Here is an 18,182-nt window from a genome sequence, read left to right on the forward strand (position 1 = left end):
CCAGCAGCACCAACGGGTTTGACGGCTAGTGCAGGAGATGGTCAAGTTGATTTAAGCTGGAGTTCAGTCAGCGGAGCAGACAGCTATAACGTGAAACGTTCAACCAGTGCAGGTGGAACCTATACAACAGTAGCAACAGGAGTAACCTCTACTAATTATACAAATACAGGATTAACAAACGGAACCACCTACTATTATGTGGTGAGTGCGCAAAATACAGCGGGTGAGAGTGCCGACTCAACAGAAGCAAGTGCCACACCGCAAAGTAGTGTCACCATTCCTGGAAGCCCAACCGGATTAACAGCTAGTGCAGGAGATGGTCAAGTTGATTTAAGCTGGAGTTCGGTCAGCGGAGCAGACAGCTATAACGTGAAACGTTCAACTAGTGCAGGTGGAACCTATACAACAGTAGCAACAGGAATAACCTCTACTAATTATATAAATACAGGATTAACAAACGGAACCACCTACTATTATGTGGTGAGTGCGCAAAATACAGCGGGTGAGAGTGCAAACTCAACAGAAGTAAGTGCGACACCGCAAAGTAGTATCACCATTCCTGGAAGCCCAACCGGATTAACAGCTAGTGCAGGAGATGGTCAAGTTGATTTAAGCTGGAGTTCAGTCAGCGGAGCAGACAGCTATAATGTGAAACGTTCAACCAGTGCAGGTGGAACCTATACAACAGTAGCAACAGGAGTAACCTCTACTAATTATACAAATACAGGATTAACAAACGGAACCACCTACTATTATGTGGTGAGTGCGCAAAATACAGCGGGTGAGAGTGCAAACTCAACAGAAGCAAGTGCAACGCCATCAGGAGGGGGTACAGCTAGTGATCTAGTTGTGCAGTACAAAGCAGCGGATACTAATGCAACAGACAATCAGTTTAAACCACATTTTAATATTGTAAATAATGGAAATACAGATGTAGCATTAAATGAGTTAACAATCCGTTACTACTACACGATTGATGGTAACCAAGCACAGCAGTTCCATTGTGATTATGCTGTTGTAGGCTGTGGGAATATAAGCGGAACCCATGTAGCTATGAGTCAGTCTACGGCAGATGCTGATCACTATATAGAGGTGAGCTTTACTGCGGGGGCAGGAACGTTAGCTGCTGGAGGGCAAAGCGGTGAAATTCAAACGAGGAACAATAAAACAAACTGGAGCAACTATAATGAAAACAATGATTACTCGTTTAATGCCAGCATGACTGCATTTACGGATTGGAATAAAGTAACGTTGCATCAGAACGGACAATTAGTGTGGGGTATTGAACCTTAAATTAGGATTTAATTCAAGGGCACTCAGTATGATCTGAGTGCCTCTTAAAATAATGATGAGGAAGTGAAATGATGAGTTATAAAAAATTGTGCAGCAAAAACATCATACTTATGCTTACGATTCTATTAATATTAAGTTTACTTACTGGCATCATTCCAAAATCTACTTCAATAGTTTATGGTGAAGCACATGTTGATAATCCATTTGAAGGGGCAACTTCGTATGTGAATCCTGATTATGCTGAATTAATAGACTCTTCTATTGCACTTGTAAATGATAGTGACCTAGCCTCAAGAATGGAAACAATAAAATCTTACCCTACAGCAGTTTGGCTTGATCGCATAGCGGCCATCCATGGTGGAGATGTAAATAACGGACGTAAAAGCTTAGCTGATCACTTGGACATTGCACTTGCACAAAAGCAAGGTGACACTCCAATTACCGCTACAATTGTTATTTATGATCTTCCAGGTCGAGACTGCGCTGCCTTAGCATCCAATGGTGAACTACCACTTTCAGAAGAAGGCCTACAAAGATATAAAACAGAGTACATTGATCCTATAGTATCCGTATTTTCTGACCCTAAGTACCAGGATATTCGAATTGTAACGGTCATTGAACCTGACGGACTACCTAATCTAGTAACGAATCTAAGTGATCCTGAGTGCGCGGAAGCGAACTCAAGCGGTATTCAAGTAGAAGCTACTCAATATGCACTTAATCAACTTCACCCTATTGATAATGTTTACATTTATATGGACATTGCTCATTCTGGTTGGTTAGGATGGGACAACAATTTACAAGGAGTAGTTAGTTTGTATACCGATGTAGTCCAAAATACAACGGCTGGTTTACAAAGCATCGATGGATTTATTACAAATACATCAAATTACACTCCACTTGAAGAGCCATATTTAACAAATCCAAATTTAAATATCGGTGGTCAGCCTTTGAGATCCTCTAATTTTTACGAGTGGAACCCTAATTTTGATGAAGTTGATTTTACAGAGGCATTATACAATGCTTTTGTAGCCAGTGGATTTCCACAAGATATTGGTTTTATTATCGATACTTCACGTAACGGTTGGGGGGGAGATGATCGTCCAACTGAAGCTAGTGGTGATACAGTGAATAGTTATGTTGATTCAGGACGTATTGATCTTAGAGAACATCGCGGTTTGTGGTGTAATGTCGATGGTGCAGGAATGGGATTACCTCCACAAGTGGCTTCTGGTGAGTTTGAAAATACTCATTTGGATGCTTTTGTATGGGTAAAACCTCCTGGAGAATCTGACGGTGCTAGTGAGTTTATTGATAATGACGAAGGGAAAAATCCCGATCCAAACTGTGATCCAGAATATACAGATGGTGCTAATGCTGGAGTACCTACAGGGGCTATGCCTGACGCACCTATAGCAGGACACTGGTTTCATAATCAGTTTGTCATGTTAGTGGAAAATGCTTACCCAGCTATTCCGCCTGCTGATAATACTGCACCGAATGCTCCTAATGGATTAACTGCTATCGCAGATGACGGTGTTATAGGTCTGAGTTGGAGTAGTGTAATCGGAGCAGATAGTTATAATCTCAAACGTTCAGCAACTTCAGGAGGTCCTTATACAACGATCGGAAACAATCTTACAAATACAAATTACTCAGATACAGGACTAACGAATGGATCAACGTATTATTATGTAGTCAGCGCAGTAAATGATATCGGGGAATCAGCAAATTCTAGTGAAGTTTCAGCTATTCCTAACCCACCGCCAGCACCAGGCAGCTTTACCTTAACGGCTGAAGCAGGAAATGGAAATGTGGACTTAAGCTGGACTATATCTTCTAATGCGATTAGTTATGATGTGAAACGGAGTGAAACTCAAAGCGGTCCGTTCACTTCAATCGCATCAGCTTTAACAGCGAATACCTATAATGATACGAATGTTGTAAACGGCACAACGTACTATTATGTCATTACTGCAAATAACAGCTCTGGCAGTACCGATTCCAATACTGTTTCAGCAGCTCCACAACTTCCACTTCCAGGTAGTTTCACTTTAAATACACAAGCCAGTAATGAAACGGTAAATCTTTCTTGGTCTGTTTCTTCATTCGCAGATAGTTATTCCGTTGGTCGATCTACATCAAGTAATGGCAGTTATACAACCATAGCCACTGGATTAACATCGACAGCCTACAGTGATACTGGCTTAACGAATGGCACAACGTATTATTATGTTGTGACTGCTGAGAATGGATCAGGAACAACAGATTCGAACACAGTCAGTGCAACGCCTCAACTTCCAAGTGATCTTAAACTCCAATACAAAGCAGCGGATACTAATGCTGCAGATAATCAATTTAAACCTCACTTTAATATGGTGAACACAGGCAATAGTTCCGTACCTCTAAGCGAGTTGACGATTCGTTATTATTACACTGCGGATGGCAACCAATCCTTTGAATTCCATTGTGATTATGCTGTTGTAGGCTGTGGGAATGTAAGCGGAGCCCATGTACAAATGAGCAATCCAGCAGAAAATGCGGATCATTATTTAGAAATTAGTTTTTCAGCAGGAGCTGGAAACTTAGCTGCTGGAGGACAAAGCGGAGAAATTCAAGCGCGAAACAATAAATCAGACTGGAGCAATTTGAACGAATTGAATGATTATTCCTATAACGGGAACCTTACGGACTTTACAGAATGGAATCAAGTAACATTGTACCAAAATGGTGCGCTCATATCAGGGGTAGAACCTGGTGGTGGAAATCCGACCCCTCCAGCAGCACCATCGGGTTTGACGGCTAGTGCAGGAGATGGTCAAGTTGATTTAAGTTGGAGTTCAGTCAGTGGAGCAGACAGCTATAACGTGAAACGTTCAACCAGTGCAGGTGGAACCTATACAACAGTAGCAACAGGAGTAACCTCTACTAATTATACAAATGCAGGATTAACAAACGGAACCACCTATTATTATGTGGTGAGTGCGCAAAATACAGCGGGTGAGAGTGCAAACTCAACAGAAGCAAGTGCGACACCGCAAAGTAGTGTCACCATTCCTGGAAGCCCAACCGGATTAACAGCTAGTGCAGGAGATGGTCAAGTTGATTTAAGCTGGAGTTCAGTCAGTGGAGCAGACAGCTATAACGTAAAACGTTCAACCAGTGCAGGTGGAACCTATACAACAGTAGCAACAGGAGTAACCTCTACTAATTATACAAATGCAGGACTAACAAACGGAACCACCTATTATTATGTGGTGAGTGCGCAAAATACAGCGGGTGAGAGTGCAAACTCAACAGAAGCAAGTGCCACACCGCAAAGTAGTGTCACCATTCCTGGGAGCCCAACCGGATTAACAGCTAGTGCAGGAGATGGTCAAGTTGATTTAAGCTGGAGTTCGGTCAGTGGAGCTGATAGTTATAACGTGAAACGTTCAACCAGTGCAGGTGGAACCTATACAACAGTAGCAACAGGAGTAACCTCTACTAATTATACAAATGCAGGATTAACAAACGGAACCACCTACTATTATGTGGTGAGTGCGCAAAATACAGCGGGTGAGAGTGCAAACTCAACAGAAGCAAGTGCAACGCCATCAGGAGGGGGTACAGCTAGTGATCTAGTTGTGCAGTACAAAGCAGCGGATACTAATGCAACAAACAATCAGTTTAAACCACATTTTAATATTGTAAATAATGGAAATGCAGATGTAGCATTAAATGAGTTAACAATCCGTTACTACTACACGATTGATAGTAACCAAGCACAGCAGTTCCATTGTGATTATGCTGTTGTAGGCTGTGGGAATATCAACGGAACCCATGTAGCTATGAGTCAGTCTACGGCAGATGCTGATCACTATATAGAAGTGAGCTTTACTGCGGGGGCAGGAACGTTAGCTGCTGGAGGGCAAAGCGGTGAAATTCAAACGAGGAACAATAAAACAAACTGGAGCAACTATAATGAAAACAATGATTACTCGTTTAATGCCAGCATGACTGCATTTACGGATTGGAATAAAGTAACGCTGCATCAGAACGGACAATTAGTGTGGGGTATTGAACCTTAAATTAGGATTTTAATTCAAGGGCACTCAGTATGATCTGAGTGCCTCTTATAAAGGAAAAATGGAGGTATAGAAAAATGATAAAGTTCACTCACTCAAAATTAAAACTTTACTTTCTCATCTTCATATTATTATTTACACCCATTTCAAATGTTTTGATTGTTGATGAAGCGGCTGCGGCTCCGTCTTCATTTAATTATGCGGAAGTATTACAAAAATCTATATTGTTTTATGAAGCACAGAGATCTGGAGATTTACCAGAAAACAATCGTGTTAACTGGCGTGGTGATTCAGGATTAGAGGATGGATCTGATGTTGGTTTGGATTTAACAGGTGGGTGGTATGATGCAGGAGATCATGTGAAATTCGGATTTCCAATGGCAGCTTCGACAACAATGTTAGCATGGTCTGTATATGAATATCGAGAGGCGTATGAACAGACAAATCAATTAGATGAAATATTAGATAATATCAAATGGGTAACGGATTATTTTATAAAAGCACACCCAGAGCCGAATGTGTTATATGGTCAGGTAGGGAATGGAGGTTTAGATCACGCTTATTGGGGACCTGCTGAAACGATGCAAATGGCACGACCAGCTTATAAGATTGATGCTTCCTGTCCTGGGTCAGATTTAGCGGGTGAAACAGCAGCGGCCATGGCAGCAGCATCAATCATTTTTAAACCGACAGATCCAGATTATGCAGCTACTTTATTAACGCATGCAGAACAATTATTTAACTTTGCAGATCAGTATAGAGGTGTATATTCAGACTGTATACAAGATGCACAAGGATATTATAATTCATGGAGTGGATACGCAGATGAGTTGACTTGGATGGGCATATGGATGTACTTAGCCACCAACGACGAATACTATTTAACTTATGCAGAGAACTCAACAGCAGATTGGGGAAAGGAAAATCATGGGAATAGCCCTTACTGGAGTTATAAATGGGGTCAAGCTTGGGATGACAAACATTATGGAGCGCAGCTTTTATTAGCAAAAATCACAGATAAACCTATTTATAAAGAATCAACAGAAAGAAATTTAGATTTTTGGACAACAGGGGTACCTGAAACAGGAGAACAAATTACGTATACGCCAGGAGGATTAGCTTGGCTTGATCAATGGGGTGCCCTTCGCTATTCGGCGAATAATGCCTTTTTGGCTTTTGTATATTCGGACTGGTTAATGAATACAGATGCAGTAAAAGCTCAAAAATATCAAGATTTTGCAGTCAGTCAAGTCACTTATATGTTAGGAGACAATCCAGATAATAGAAGTTACGTAATTGGATTTGGAAATAATCCTCCTATCAATGCACATCATCGTGGTGCACATAGCTCGTATGAAGGGAGTATACAACGTCCTGTCGATAATCGCCATATACTTGTAGGTGCATTAGTAGGAGGACCAGGTAACAATGATTTATATGAAGATAATCGAGAGAATTATGTGAATAATGAAGTAGCTACAGATTATAATGCTGGATTTACAGGTGCAATTGCAAAAATGTATTTGTTGTACGGTGGAACTCCTTTAGATAATTTCCCTCAGCCACAATTACCGACTGAAGATCAATTATTTGTGGAAGCAAGTTATAGATCCTACACACCAAATTCAATGCAGGTTATTTCACATATTAATAATAGATCTGGCTGGCCTTCAATAGTAGGTAACCAGCTTTCCTTTAAGTATTTTATAGATATTTCGGAGGTAGTTGATGCTGGTTATGATGTGAGTGATGTGACTGTTGAATTAGGCACAAATGGTGGTGCAGTGATTTCTCCGTTAATACAGTGGGAAGACAATGTATATTACGTAACCATTGATTTTACTGGAACAGAAATCTATCCTGGAGACATTAATCAATATAGAAAATCAGCCTACTTCAGCTTTGAAGTACCTGATGGAGTAGTGTGGGACCCGTCTAATGATTGGTCATATCAAAGTTTATCAAATGGTGCTGAAGAAAAAACTATTTATATTCCTGTTTATAATGCTGGTGTATTAGTTGGTGGTCAAGAACCTAGTGGAGGTGTAATACTCCCTCCAACTATACCTACAGGATTGACTGCTAACGCAGATGATGGTGTTATAGGTCTGAGTTGGAGTAGTGTAATCGGAGCAGATAGTTATAATCTCAAACGTTCAGCAACTTCAGGAGGTCCTTATACAACGATCGGAAACAATCTTACAAATACAAATTACTCAGATACAGGACTAACGAATGGATCAACGTATTATTATGTAGTCAGTGCAGTAAATGATACCGGGGAATCAGCAAATTCTAGTGAAGTTTCAGCTATTCCTAACCCACCGCCAGCACCAGGCAGCTTTACCTTAACGGCAGAAGCAGGAAATGGGAATGTGGACTTAAGCTGGACTATATCTTCTAATGCGATTAGTTATGATGTGAAACGGAGTGAAACTCAAAGCGGTCCATTCACTTCAATTGCATCAGCTTTAACAGCGAATACCTATAATGATACGAATGTTGTAAATGGCACAACGTACTATTATGTCATTACTGCAAATAACAGCTCTGGCAGTACCGATTCCAATACTGTTTCAGCAGCTCCACAGCTTCCACTTCCAGGTAGTTTCACTTTAAATACACAAGCCAGTAATGAAACGGTAAATCTTTCTTGGTCTGTTTCTTCATTCGCAGATAGTTATTCCGTTGGTCGATCTACATCAAGTAATGGTAGTTATACAACCATAGCCACTGGATTAACATCGACAGCCTATAGTGATACTGGCTTAACGAATGGTATAACGTATTATTATGTTGTGACTGCTGAGAATGGATCAGGAACAACAGATTCGAATACAGTCAGTGCAACCCCTCAACTTCCAAGTGATCTTAAACTCCAATACAAAGCAGCGGATACTAATGCTACAGATAATCAATTTAAGCCTCACTTTAATATGGTGAACACAGGCAATAGTTCCGTACCTCTAAGCGAGTTGACGATTCGTTATTATTACACTGCGGATGGCAGCCAATCCTTTGAATTCCATTGTGATTATGCTGTTGTAGGCTGTGGGAATGTAAGCGGAGCCCATGTACAAATGAGCAATCCAGCAGAAAATGCGGATCATTATTTAGAAATTAGTTTTTCAGCAGGAGCTGGAAACTTAGCTGCTGGAGGACAAAGCGGAGAAATTCAAGCGCGAAACAATAAATCAGACTGGAGCAATTTGAACGAATTGAATGATTATTCCTATAACGGGAACCTTACGGACTTTACAGAATGGAATCAAGTAACATTGTACCAAAATGGTGCGCTCATATCAGGGGTAGAACCTGGTGGATCAGGTGGTGGAAATCCGACCCCTCCAGCAGCACCAACGGGTTTGACAGCTAGTGCAGGAGCTGGTCAAGTTGATTTAAGCTGGAGTGGAGTCAGCGGAGCAGACAGCTATAACGTGAAACGCTCAACCAGTGCAGGTGGAACCTATACAACAGTAGCAACAGGAGTAACCTCTACTAATTATACAAATGCAGGACTAACAAACGGAACCACCTATTATTATGTGGTGAGTGCGCAAAATACAGCGGGTGAGAGTGCCGACTCAACAGAAGCAAGTGCGACACCGCAAAGTAGTGTCACCATTCCTGGAAGCCCAACCGGATTAACAGCTAGTGCAGGAGATGGTCAAGTTGATTTAAGCTGGAGTTCAGTCAGTGGAGCAGACAGCTATAACGTAAAACGTTCAACCAGTGCAGGTGGAACCTATACAACAGTAGCAACAGGAGTAACCTCTACTAATTATACAAATGCAGGACTAACAAACGGAACCACCTATTATTATGTGGTGAGTGCGCAAAATACAGCGGGTGAGAGTGCCGACTCAACAGAAGCAAGTGCCACACCGCAAAGTAGTGTCACCATTCCTGGGAGCCCAACCGGATTAACAGCTAGTGCAGGAAATGGTCAAGTTGATTTAAGCTGGAGTTCAGTCAGTGGAGCAGACAGCTATAACGTGAAACGTTCAACTAGTGCAGGTGGAACCTATACAACAGTAGCAACAGGAATAACCTCTACTAATTATACAAATGCAGGATTAACAAACGGAACCACCTATTATTATGTGGTGAGTGCGCAAAATACAGCGGGTGAGAGTGCAAACTCAACAGAAGCAAGTGCAACGCCGCAAAGTAGTGTCACCATTCCTGGAAGTCCAACAGGATTAACAGCTAGTGCAGGAGATGGTCAAGTTGATTTAAGCTGGAGTGGAGTGAGTGGAGCAGACAGTTATAACGTGAAACGTTCAACCAGTGCAGGTGGAACCTATACAACAGTAGCAACAGGAATAACCTCTATTAATTTTACAAATGCAGGATTAACAAACGGAACCACCTACTATTATGTGGTGAGTGCGCAAAATACAGCGGGTGAGAGTGCAAACTCAACAGAAGCAAGTGCCACACCATCAGGAGGGGGTACAGCTAGTGATCTAGTTGTGCAGTACAAAGCAGCGGATACTAATGCAACAGACAATCAGTTTAAACCACATTTTAATATTGTAAATAATGGAAATACAGATGTAGCATTAAATGAGTTAACAATCCGTTACTACTACACGATTGATGGTAACCAAACACAGCAGTTCCATTGTGATTATGCTGTTGTAGGCTGTGGGAATGTCAACGGAACCCATGTAGCTATGAGTCAGTCTACGGCAGATGCTGATCACTATATAGAGTTGAACTTTACTGCGGGGGCAGGTACGTTAGCTGCTGGAGGACAAAGCGGTGAAATTCAAACGAGAAACAATAAAACAAACTGGAGCAACTATAATGAAAACAATGATTACTCGTTTAATGCCAGCATGACTGCATTTACGGATTGGAATAAAGTAACGTTGCATCAGAACGGACAATTAGTGTGGGGAAGTGAGCCAACTGGTTCAGGTAATGGAGGAGAGCCGGATGTACCTGGCGCATTTAGTTTATCTACCCCTACCAATGGAGCGAACAATATTAGTTTGACACCAACTTTTAGCTGGGGTTCTTCAACTGATGTTAGCTTTTATACATTGGAAGTAGCTGATAATATAAGTTACAATAACCCAGTTATTAGTGTAAATAACTTAACTCAAAACAATTATGTATCAGAGGTTACGTTAGCAGAGAATACAACTTACTATTGGAGGGTTATTGCTCAAAACGATCAAGGTACGACAGAGGCGACAAATAATAATATATCTTTCACAACACGAGAGAATATTCTACCCTCAGGTTTTGTCAGCACAAGTGGAACAGAGTTTATGTTAGACGGAAAACCGTTCTACTATGCTGGTACTAACAATTATTATTTGATGTATAAATCTAATAAAATGATTGATGATGTATTAGAGGACGCTAATAATATGGGACTAAAAGTCATACGTACATGGGGATTTATGGATGGTAACGGTCAAGAAGGAATAGTAATGCAACCTGAACTAGGTGTGTACAATGAAGATGGTTTTGATCGTTTTGATTATGCTGTATATAAGGCAAAGGAGCTAAATATAAAATTGATCGTACCTCTTGTTAATTATTGGTCCGATTTCGGTGGTATGGAGCAGTATCAGCAGTGGTTAGGCTTATCTAATAAAACTGATTTTTATACAAATCCAGATGCTATCACGGCTTATAAAAACTATATATCTCACTTTTTGAATCGAGTTAACCCGTACACAGGAGTGAAGTATATAAATGAACCGACGATCATGGCCTGGGAGTTAGGCAATGAACCTCGAAATCCTGATGATAAATCAGGTGATACATTAGTAAATTGGGCAGATGAGATAAGTACTTTTATTAAATCGATTGATTCTAACCATTTGGTAGCAACAGGAGACGAAGGTTTTTATAATGATCCTAATTCTTCAGATTATACTAGAAGTGGTTACGAAGGTGTAGATTGGGAGCGATTAACTGCACTTCCTAACATTGATTATGGAACGGTACATATGTATCCGGATCACTGGGGAACGGCAGGAAATGCTGAAGAATGGGGAAACATTTGGATTTCAGACCATATTCAAGATGCACATGAAATTGGAAAACCCGTTATTTTTGAAGAATTTGGGTTAACTAATGAAGGTACTCGAGATACCATCTATGAATCTTGGCTGAACACTATCTATGCTGAGGGAGGTAATGGAAGTAACTTTTGGATATTAACAGGAATTCAAGACGATGATAGCTTGTATCCAAATTATGATGGCTTTCGAGTGGTATTCCCTAGTGATACTGCTACTTTATTTTCTAATCATGCAGCTTTAATGAACGAGAAATCAGAGCAAGAAGATCAGCCGGGAATAACAACTACTTTTGAGACCAACACGATTGAAGGCTGGGAGCCAAGAATGGGTGTTGAGACTCTAAATGTTACTTCTGATGATGCTAAGAATGGCACATATAGCTTACTCATTACTGATAGGCAAGATCCGTTTGGTGGTGCTAAATTAAATGTGCTTGAGAAAATGGATACAGGATCAAATTATAATGTGTCAGTGTGGGTGAAACTTGCACCAAATGAAAACACTTCAAATATTAGAGTTAGTTTGGAACGAAGTTATCAAGGTTCCACCAATTATTATACAATTGTAGGTAATACTACAGTAACAAACAATGGATGGGTGCTGCTTGAAGCAGAATATACTATGCAGAATGAGGCTGATTCATTATTTATATACGTTGAATCTGATAGCGGTTTAGCTTCCTTTTATATCGATGATTTTGAATTAAGTTATATCCCATCATTGCCGCCATTACCGATTGAACAGGATATTCCTTCATTACATGAGGTTCTGCAAGATGATTTCCTTATGGGAGCAGCGATTGAACCATATCAAACACAAGGTTTGCATAGTGAGTTGCTGCAAAAACATTTCAAAACGATTACAGCTGAAAATGTTATGAAACCAAATTCGATGCAACCTACAGAAGGGAATTTTAATTTTACAGAAGCAGATATCCTTATTGATTATGCTAAAGAAAATGAAATGTTAGTCAGAGGACATACATTAATTTGGCACAATCAAACAGCTGATTGGTTTTTCAAGGACGCAGAAGGCAACGATATGGAACCAACACCTGAGAATAAACAATTATTGTTAGAACGTTTAGAAACACATGTTCGTACAGTGGTTGAACACTTTAAGGGTGATGTATTTGCTTGGGATGTAGTGAATGAAGTTATTGATCCAGGTCAGCCAAATGGATTGCGCAACAGTAAATGGTATCAAATCACCGGAACAGATTATATTAAACGTGCTTTTGAGGTTGCTCATGAAACAGATCCTAACGCTAAATTGTATATTAACGACTACAGCACAACAAATCCAACCAAACGTCAGTACTTGTACGAACTCGTGACTGAATTGATCAATGAAGGAGTACCTATTGATGGTGTAGGACATCAACTTCACGTTAATATAGAGTATCCCTCACCTTCACTTATTGAAGATACGATTGTTTTGTTCTCAAGCTTGGGAATGGATAATCAAATTACTGAACTGGATATGAGCATATATAATAATAATACAGATCAGTATGAGGTAGTTCCTGAGGAAGTAATCATAAATCAGGGGTACCGATATAAAGAAATATTTGACGTATTTAAAAAACATAGTGACGATATTAGCAGTGTAACTACCTGGGGACTTGCAGATGATCATACGTGGTTAAGTACATTTCCAATCACACGTATTAATTTACCTCTTCTGTTTGATAAACAGTTGCAATCAAAACCTGCTTATTGGGGTATTGTTGATCCTTCTAAATTACCTGTTTTGGATTAGATTCAATTAATAAGTCTATCTACGTTTATATTGGTTCCTTTTTAGATAGAGTTGAAGGAAATCTATGGGAAAGTGTATGAATTAAATAAAATTATATTTAGCTTCTTGAGATTTACTTGTAATTCTTAAAAATTAGATTAATTATTGGCGCCCAACTCATGGGCGCTTTTTTTAAAATAAAAGAATAGCAAATGAGCTGATTTTTGGATTGGATAAAAAGTAGTAGAATAGGATTAAAGATTTATCATAAATCTTATTTCCTTTTTCGAGTGTCAGTAAAGTTTGAGAATAATAATTTAATATAAGGTGGTTTAATAATGAAGTGTCATTTAAACAATATATCAGTTCATTATGAAGTTTATGGAACAGGAAAACCAATCATTATGCTTCACGGATATTCATTAGACTCACAGGTCATGAAAGGGTGTATGGAACCTATTTTTAAGGATCATACCAATGAGTACCAAAGAATTTATTTAGATTTTCCTGGTATGGGTCGATCAGAAGCAAAGGACTGGATCAAAAATTCAGATCAGATGTTAGAGATTGTACTAGAGTTTATTGATGAAGTTATACCTAATCAAAACTTTCTAATAATTGGGGAGTCCTATGGAGGTTACATATCTAGAGGAGTATTGAAAAAGAGAACAACTATGATAGATGGAATGCTGCTCATCTGTCCAATGATTATCCCTGATAAAGACAGAAGGGATTTACCGGAACATAGAGTAATATATAAAAATGAGAAATTCTTAGAGAAATTTAAAATGGATAAAGATTTAGAAGAGTTCCAAACTTTAGCTGTAGTACAGGATACTTATTATTTTGAAAGATTTAAGAATGAGATTTTATCAGGAGCTTACCTGGCAAATGCACAGTTTATTGAAAGACTAAAAAATGAAGGATATGGATTTTCATTTGAAGTAGATCAATTGCCTGAGCCTTATGAAAAACCTGTCTTATTTTTATTAGGAAAGCAAGATTCTTTTACTGGATACCGAGATGCATTTGGATTAATGGAAAATTACACAAGAGGTAGTTTTGTCGTATTAGATCGTGCTGGTCACGGTTTACAAATCGAACAAAGTAAATTATTCAACTCATTGGTAGAAGAATGGCTCATTAGAGTAAATGAAGGTTAAAAATTTTAAAATAGTAAATTGGTGCGAAAGTATATTAATATGATATTAGACTACAATGAAATTGTACAGAATACTAAATCAAAGGGGTGGGCTTATGAAACCAACAAAGTTACCAAAGGAACAAAAGGATCAGATGATAGCAAACATTCAGCACTATTTTTCTATAGAACGGTCAGAGGAGATAGGGAATCTAGCTGCAGAAAATTTTCTTGATTTTATTATGAAAGAACTAGGACCCTACATATATAATCAAGCTATTAGTGATGCAAGAATGTTAATAAATGAAAAGATGGTGCATATAGAAGATGACCTATATTCCTTAGAAAAGCAACAGAGATAATCTTTTATTAGATTAAATCGAACTCGTATCTAATGTGAAATGTATGTATAGAACAACTAGGAGGAAGATATGAAATCCTATTTAGTAAATATAATGAAACCGTTCGACCTCACTGATAATTTAGAAAAAGATGTCATTCAACTTCTACAAATTCATGATAAACACATTATTGCTGATCACTCTATTAGAGTGGCTGCTGAAGCAAAAAAACTAGCACGCCAATTTAATGTGAACCCTGATGCAGCTGAGATAGCAGGATTATTACATGACATTAGTGGTATTTTTCCAAATCATAAACGAATAGAAGTGGCTAAACAATTAAGTATTGATATTTTACCAGAGGAAGAAAAGTTTCCGCTAATCATTCATCAGAAAATATCAAAGGTTATGGCAAGAGAAGTTTTTGGAATCGATGATCCAATTATTTTGGATGCTATTGGCTGTCATACTACGTTATGTGCTAACTCGACAACTTTGGATAAAGTACTATTTGTTGCTGATAAAATTGAATGGGATCAAACTGGAACACCACCGTATATCCAACATCTTTTAACCCAAATGGAGAAATCACTAGAACATGCTGCATTTTCATATATTACATATTTGTGGGATCAAAGAGATTCACTAAAGGTTGTTCACCCTTGGTTAGCCGATGCTTATTTTGAGTTGAAAGAAATTACTCAGAAATCATCGTGATCGTTTGTTTTCTTTTTTTTATGAAAAGGAGATCTTCTGTTTTTTGAAGTAACTCTAATTTCAATTATAATGGCAAGAACAAAAAATAATAATGCAAGTATAAACAAATAAAATAAGTATTCCATAATTACTCCTTATATTGAAAAAAATTCTATAAACACAGTGTAACTTGAAATTAATTCAAAATCAAGTGTTTATTTGAATTTTTTTCAACTTTATTTTGAAGTTTATACAATTCCTTTATACTTAAGTTCAGAGGTGATCTATCAATGACTTTCGGTGCTAGATTAAAAAAAGCACGTAAAAATAAACAATTGATTCAAAGTCAAGTTGCAGAACGATTAGGGATAGATTTTACGACAATCTCAAAGTATGAGAACGATAAATCTGAACCGGATAATGAAATATTGCAAAAAATAGCAGACCTATATGAGGTTTCCATTGATTGGCTTCTTACAGGAGAAACAAATACAAAAGGAAATTTGGATAATAAAATTTATTTTAACGGTGAATATGTAAAGTTAACAGATGATGAAGCACAACATTTAAAAGATACACTTGAGATGTACCGGTTGTGGAAAAAAAATAAAACAGAGAAATAACGTTTCTTCAAATGAAACTTCTTATGTTATAGTCCGTAATATTAACAATCTAGTAATTATTGAACATCTAAAAATAGGCAACTATTCATTAGGTGTTTTTTTCATCTATTTGGAGGAATAAACATATACGAAGAATGGAAGTGAACAATGGATCATTTAGAAATATTCAAAGAAGTTGTGACCTCAGAGGAAGAACTAAGGGAAATGCTAGGATACCCTAGTGAAAGAGCCATAAAAAAGGTGGTTTCTAAGCTAGATTCACATTGTCGTCAATATTTAAGATTATCTCCATTTGTTGTATTATCGACTTCAGATGCAAATGGAATATGTGATGTTTCACCACGTGGTGATGCCCCTGGTTTTATTCATATTATAGATGACAAACATATTGTTTTACCTGAACGGCAAGGGAACAAAAGAATGGATTCCATTAAAAATATCTTATCAAATCAACATGTTGGACTTATATTTTTAATACCTGGATTAAAGGAAACACTTAGAATCAATGGGAAGGCGTGTGTGATTAAAGATCAAGAGATGTTGAAACATATGGCAGTAAACGAACAGGTTCCTTTGTTAGGGATTGGTATACAAATAGAAGAATGTTTTGTGCATTGTGGTAAATCACTTATTAGGTCTCAGTTATGGGACCAGAAAACATGGACTGACAAAAAGAATCTGCCGTCTATACCACATATGATGGCTGATCACGTCAATGTCAGCAACATATCTCCTAAAGTTATAGAGGAATCTCTTCAAGAGAGTTATACAAAACGACTTTATTAAAGTATTTATTTATGATTATTATTGACATTAGAGTAGGGATTGTAGTACTATGATAAACCCCCAAATATAAAGGAGGTTTAGTTTAATAATGAATGATTATCAAATGAATTTTACTACTAATAGGTTAATCTTAAAAATAATAGATGAATCCTATGCCGAAAAGGTAGTAGAGTACCTAAATAAAAACAAAGAGTTTTTAACTCCTTGGAGCCCTCTAGTGAATGAAGAATTTTATACAGTTCAGTTTCAATCTCGAAAACTAAAAGAAGACCTTACAAACATAAAAGATAAATCTATGTTAAAAGTATGGATTTTTAAAAAAGAAGATGATACAGAGGAAATCATAGGCTCAATCTCATTAAATAATATTGTTCGGGGTGTTTTTCAATCGTGTCATATGGGTTATCAATTGAGTCAACAAGAGATAAATCAAGGTTACATAACAGAAGCCATTAACAAAGTGATCGAGTATGCTTTTAACGAATTACAATTACATCGGATTGAAGCTAACATTATGCCTCGAAATAAAGCATCATTAAGAGCAGTTGAGAAACTGGGATTTGAATCAGAAGGTTTAGCTAAGAAATATTTGAAGATTAATGGGAAATGGGAAGATCATATTCATATGGTAATATTAAACGAAGAGATGGAGTGATCAAGTGGATAATAAAAAAAGATTTTCAAACAGAGTTGAAAATTATGTGAAATACCGACCTAGTTATCCCAAAAAAACAATAGATTTTTTGTATAATGAACTGGGATTTAAGCAAAACTCAATTATAGCAGATGTTGGTTCTGGAACAGGGATTTTTTCGAATCTACTTTTAGATAGAGAATCTAATGTGTTATCTGTTGAACCTAATCAGGAAATGAGAGAGGCAGCAGAGAACTTGTTAGTAAGCTACGAAAACTATATTTCCATAAATGGATCAGCAGAAAATACTACATTACCAGATAAATCAGTTGATTTCATAGTATCTGCACAAGCTTTCCATTGGTTTGATTTGCAAAAAACGAAACAAGAATTTGAAAGAATATTAAAACCAAATGGAAAAGTCTTTTTAATATGGAACAATCGTTTAACTGAAGAAAGTGAATTTTCAGTAGCGTACGAACGCATTTTGAAAAAATATGCAAATGATTACAATGAAGTGAATCATCAAAATATAGGGCATCGTGAATTAAATTCTTTTTTCAATAACGAAGGGTATAAAACATTCACATGTCCAAATTATCAGGTATTTAATTTTGAACAATTAAAGGGCAGGCTCTTGTCGTCTTCTTATTCACCAGTCCCAGGAGAAGATAACTACGAAATTATTATGGTTCAATTACGAGATGTCTTTAATTTATACAATCAAAATGGACAAGTAACTTTTCATTATAATACGGAAGTTTATTATGGTGGTGTCTAAAATTCTTCAATTAAGAACACAAAAAAAGCGGAT

General features: G+C 37.7%; 9 protein-coding genes and 1 pseudogene. All 10 read left to right on the forward strand.

The window, feature by feature from the left end; translation table 11 throughout:
* Positions 1-18: 18 nt before the first annotated feature.
* Positions 19-1,293: pseudogene (locus VQL36_RS21135) on the forward strand (cellulose binding domain-containing protein); the annotation flags it as partial.
* Between the two features lie 71 nt (positions 1,294-1,364).
* Complete coding sequence (locus VQL36_RS06535) at positions 1,365-5,363, forward strand: glycoside hydrolase family 6 protein (RefSeq protein ID WP_349248529.1); 3,999 nt, start codon at positions 1,365-1,367, stop codon at positions 5,361-5,363.
* A gap of 74 nt (positions 5,364-5,437) precedes the next feature.
* Positions 5,438-13,168 carry a glycoside hydrolase family 9 protein gene (locus VQL36_RS06540; RefSeq protein WP_349248530.1) on the forward strand — a complete coding sequence of 2,577 codons (7,731 nt, stop codon included), beginning with the start codon at positions 5,438-5,440 and terminating at the stop codon, positions 13,166-13,168.
* A 317-nt stretch (positions 13,169-13,485) separates the two neighbouring features.
* Complete coding sequence (locus tag VQL36_RS06545; RefSeq protein WP_349248531.1) at positions 13,486-14,310, forward strand: alpha/beta hydrolase; 825 nt, start codon at positions 13,486-13,488, stop codon at positions 14,308-14,310.
* 94 nt (positions 14,311-14,404) lie between these two features.
* Complete coding sequence (locus VQL36_RS06550) at positions 14,405-14,650, forward strand: DUF2164 domain-containing protein (RefSeq protein WP_349248532.1); 246 nt, start codon at positions 14,405-14,407, stop codon at positions 14,648-14,650.
* A gap of 69 nt (positions 14,651-14,719) precedes the next feature.
* A complete protein-coding gene (gene yqeK, locus VQL36_RS06555) occupies positions 14,720-15,346 on the forward strand; it encodes a bis(5'-nucleosyl)-tetraphosphatase (symmetrical) YqeK (protein ID WP_349248533.1) in 627 nt (208 codons plus the stop codon).
* Positions 15,347-15,615: 269 nt separating this feature from the next.
* Positions 15,616-15,948, forward strand: a complete 333-nt coding sequence (locus tag VQL36_RS06560; protein WP_349248534.1) for a helix-turn-helix transcriptional regulator — start codon at positions 15,616-15,618, stop codon at positions 15,946-15,948.
* 147 nt (positions 15,949-16,095) lie between these two features.
* Positions 16,096-16,734, forward strand: coding sequence for a pyridoxamine 5'-phosphate oxidase family protein (locus VQL36_RS06565; protein WP_349248535.1), 639 nt, complete (start codon positions 16,096-16,098; stop codon positions 16,732-16,734).
* An 88-nt stretch (positions 16,735-16,822) separates the two neighbouring features.
* Positions 16,823-17,389: a GNAT family N-acetyltransferase gene (locus VQL36_RS06570; protein WP_349248536.1), complete on the forward strand. Its 567-nt coding sequence runs from the start codon at positions 16,823-16,825 to the stop codon at positions 17,387-17,389.
* 4 nt (positions 17,390-17,393) lie between these two features.
* Positions 17,394-18,149 (forward strand): class I SAM-dependent methyltransferase, encoded by a 756-nt coding sequence (locus VQL36_RS06575; RefSeq protein WP_349248537.1) that lies wholly within the window; start codon positions 17,394-17,396, stop codon positions 18,147-18,149.
* Positions 18,150-18,182: the final 33 nt, after the last annotated feature.

Source organism: Chengkuizengella sp. SCS-71B (assembly GCF_040100845.1).
GTDB lineage: Bacteria > Bacillota > Bacilli > Paenibacillales > KCTC-33759 > Chengkuizengella.

What these genes read in the sequence shown, in the direction of transcription:
- VQL36_RS06560 (WP_349248534.1), top strand. Translation starts at nt 15,616, where the DNA reads ATGACTTTCGGTGCTAGATTAAAAAAAGCACGTAAAAATAAACAATTG.
- VQL36_RS06540 (WP_349248530.1), top strand. Translation starts at nt 5,438, where the DNA reads ATGATAAAGTTCACTCACTCAAAATTAAAACTTTACTTTCTCATCTTC.
- VQL36_RS06570 (WP_349248536.1), top strand. Translation starts at nt 16,823, where the DNA reads ATGAATGATTATCAAATGAATTTTACTACTAATAGGTTAATCTTAAAA.
- yqeK (WP_349248533.1), top strand. Translation starts at nt 14,720, where the DNA reads ATGAAATCCTATTTAGTAAATATAATGAAACCGTTCGACCTCACTGAT.
- VQL36_RS06535 (WP_349248529.1), top strand. Translation starts at nt 1,365, where the DNA reads ATGAGTTATAAAAAATTGTGCAGCAAAAACATCATACTTATGCTTACG.
- VQL36_RS06565 (WP_349248535.1), top strand. Translation starts at nt 16,096, where the DNA reads ATGGATCATTTAGAAATATTCAAAGAAGTTGTGACCTCAGAGGAAGAA.
- VQL36_RS06550 (WP_349248532.1), top strand. Translation starts at nt 14,405, where the DNA reads ATGAAACCAACAAAGTTACCAAAGGAACAAAAGGATCAGATGATAGCA.
- VQL36_RS06545 (WP_349248531.1), top strand. Translation starts at nt 13,486, where the DNA reads ATGAAGTGTCATTTAAACAATATATCAGTTCATTATGAAGTTTATGGA.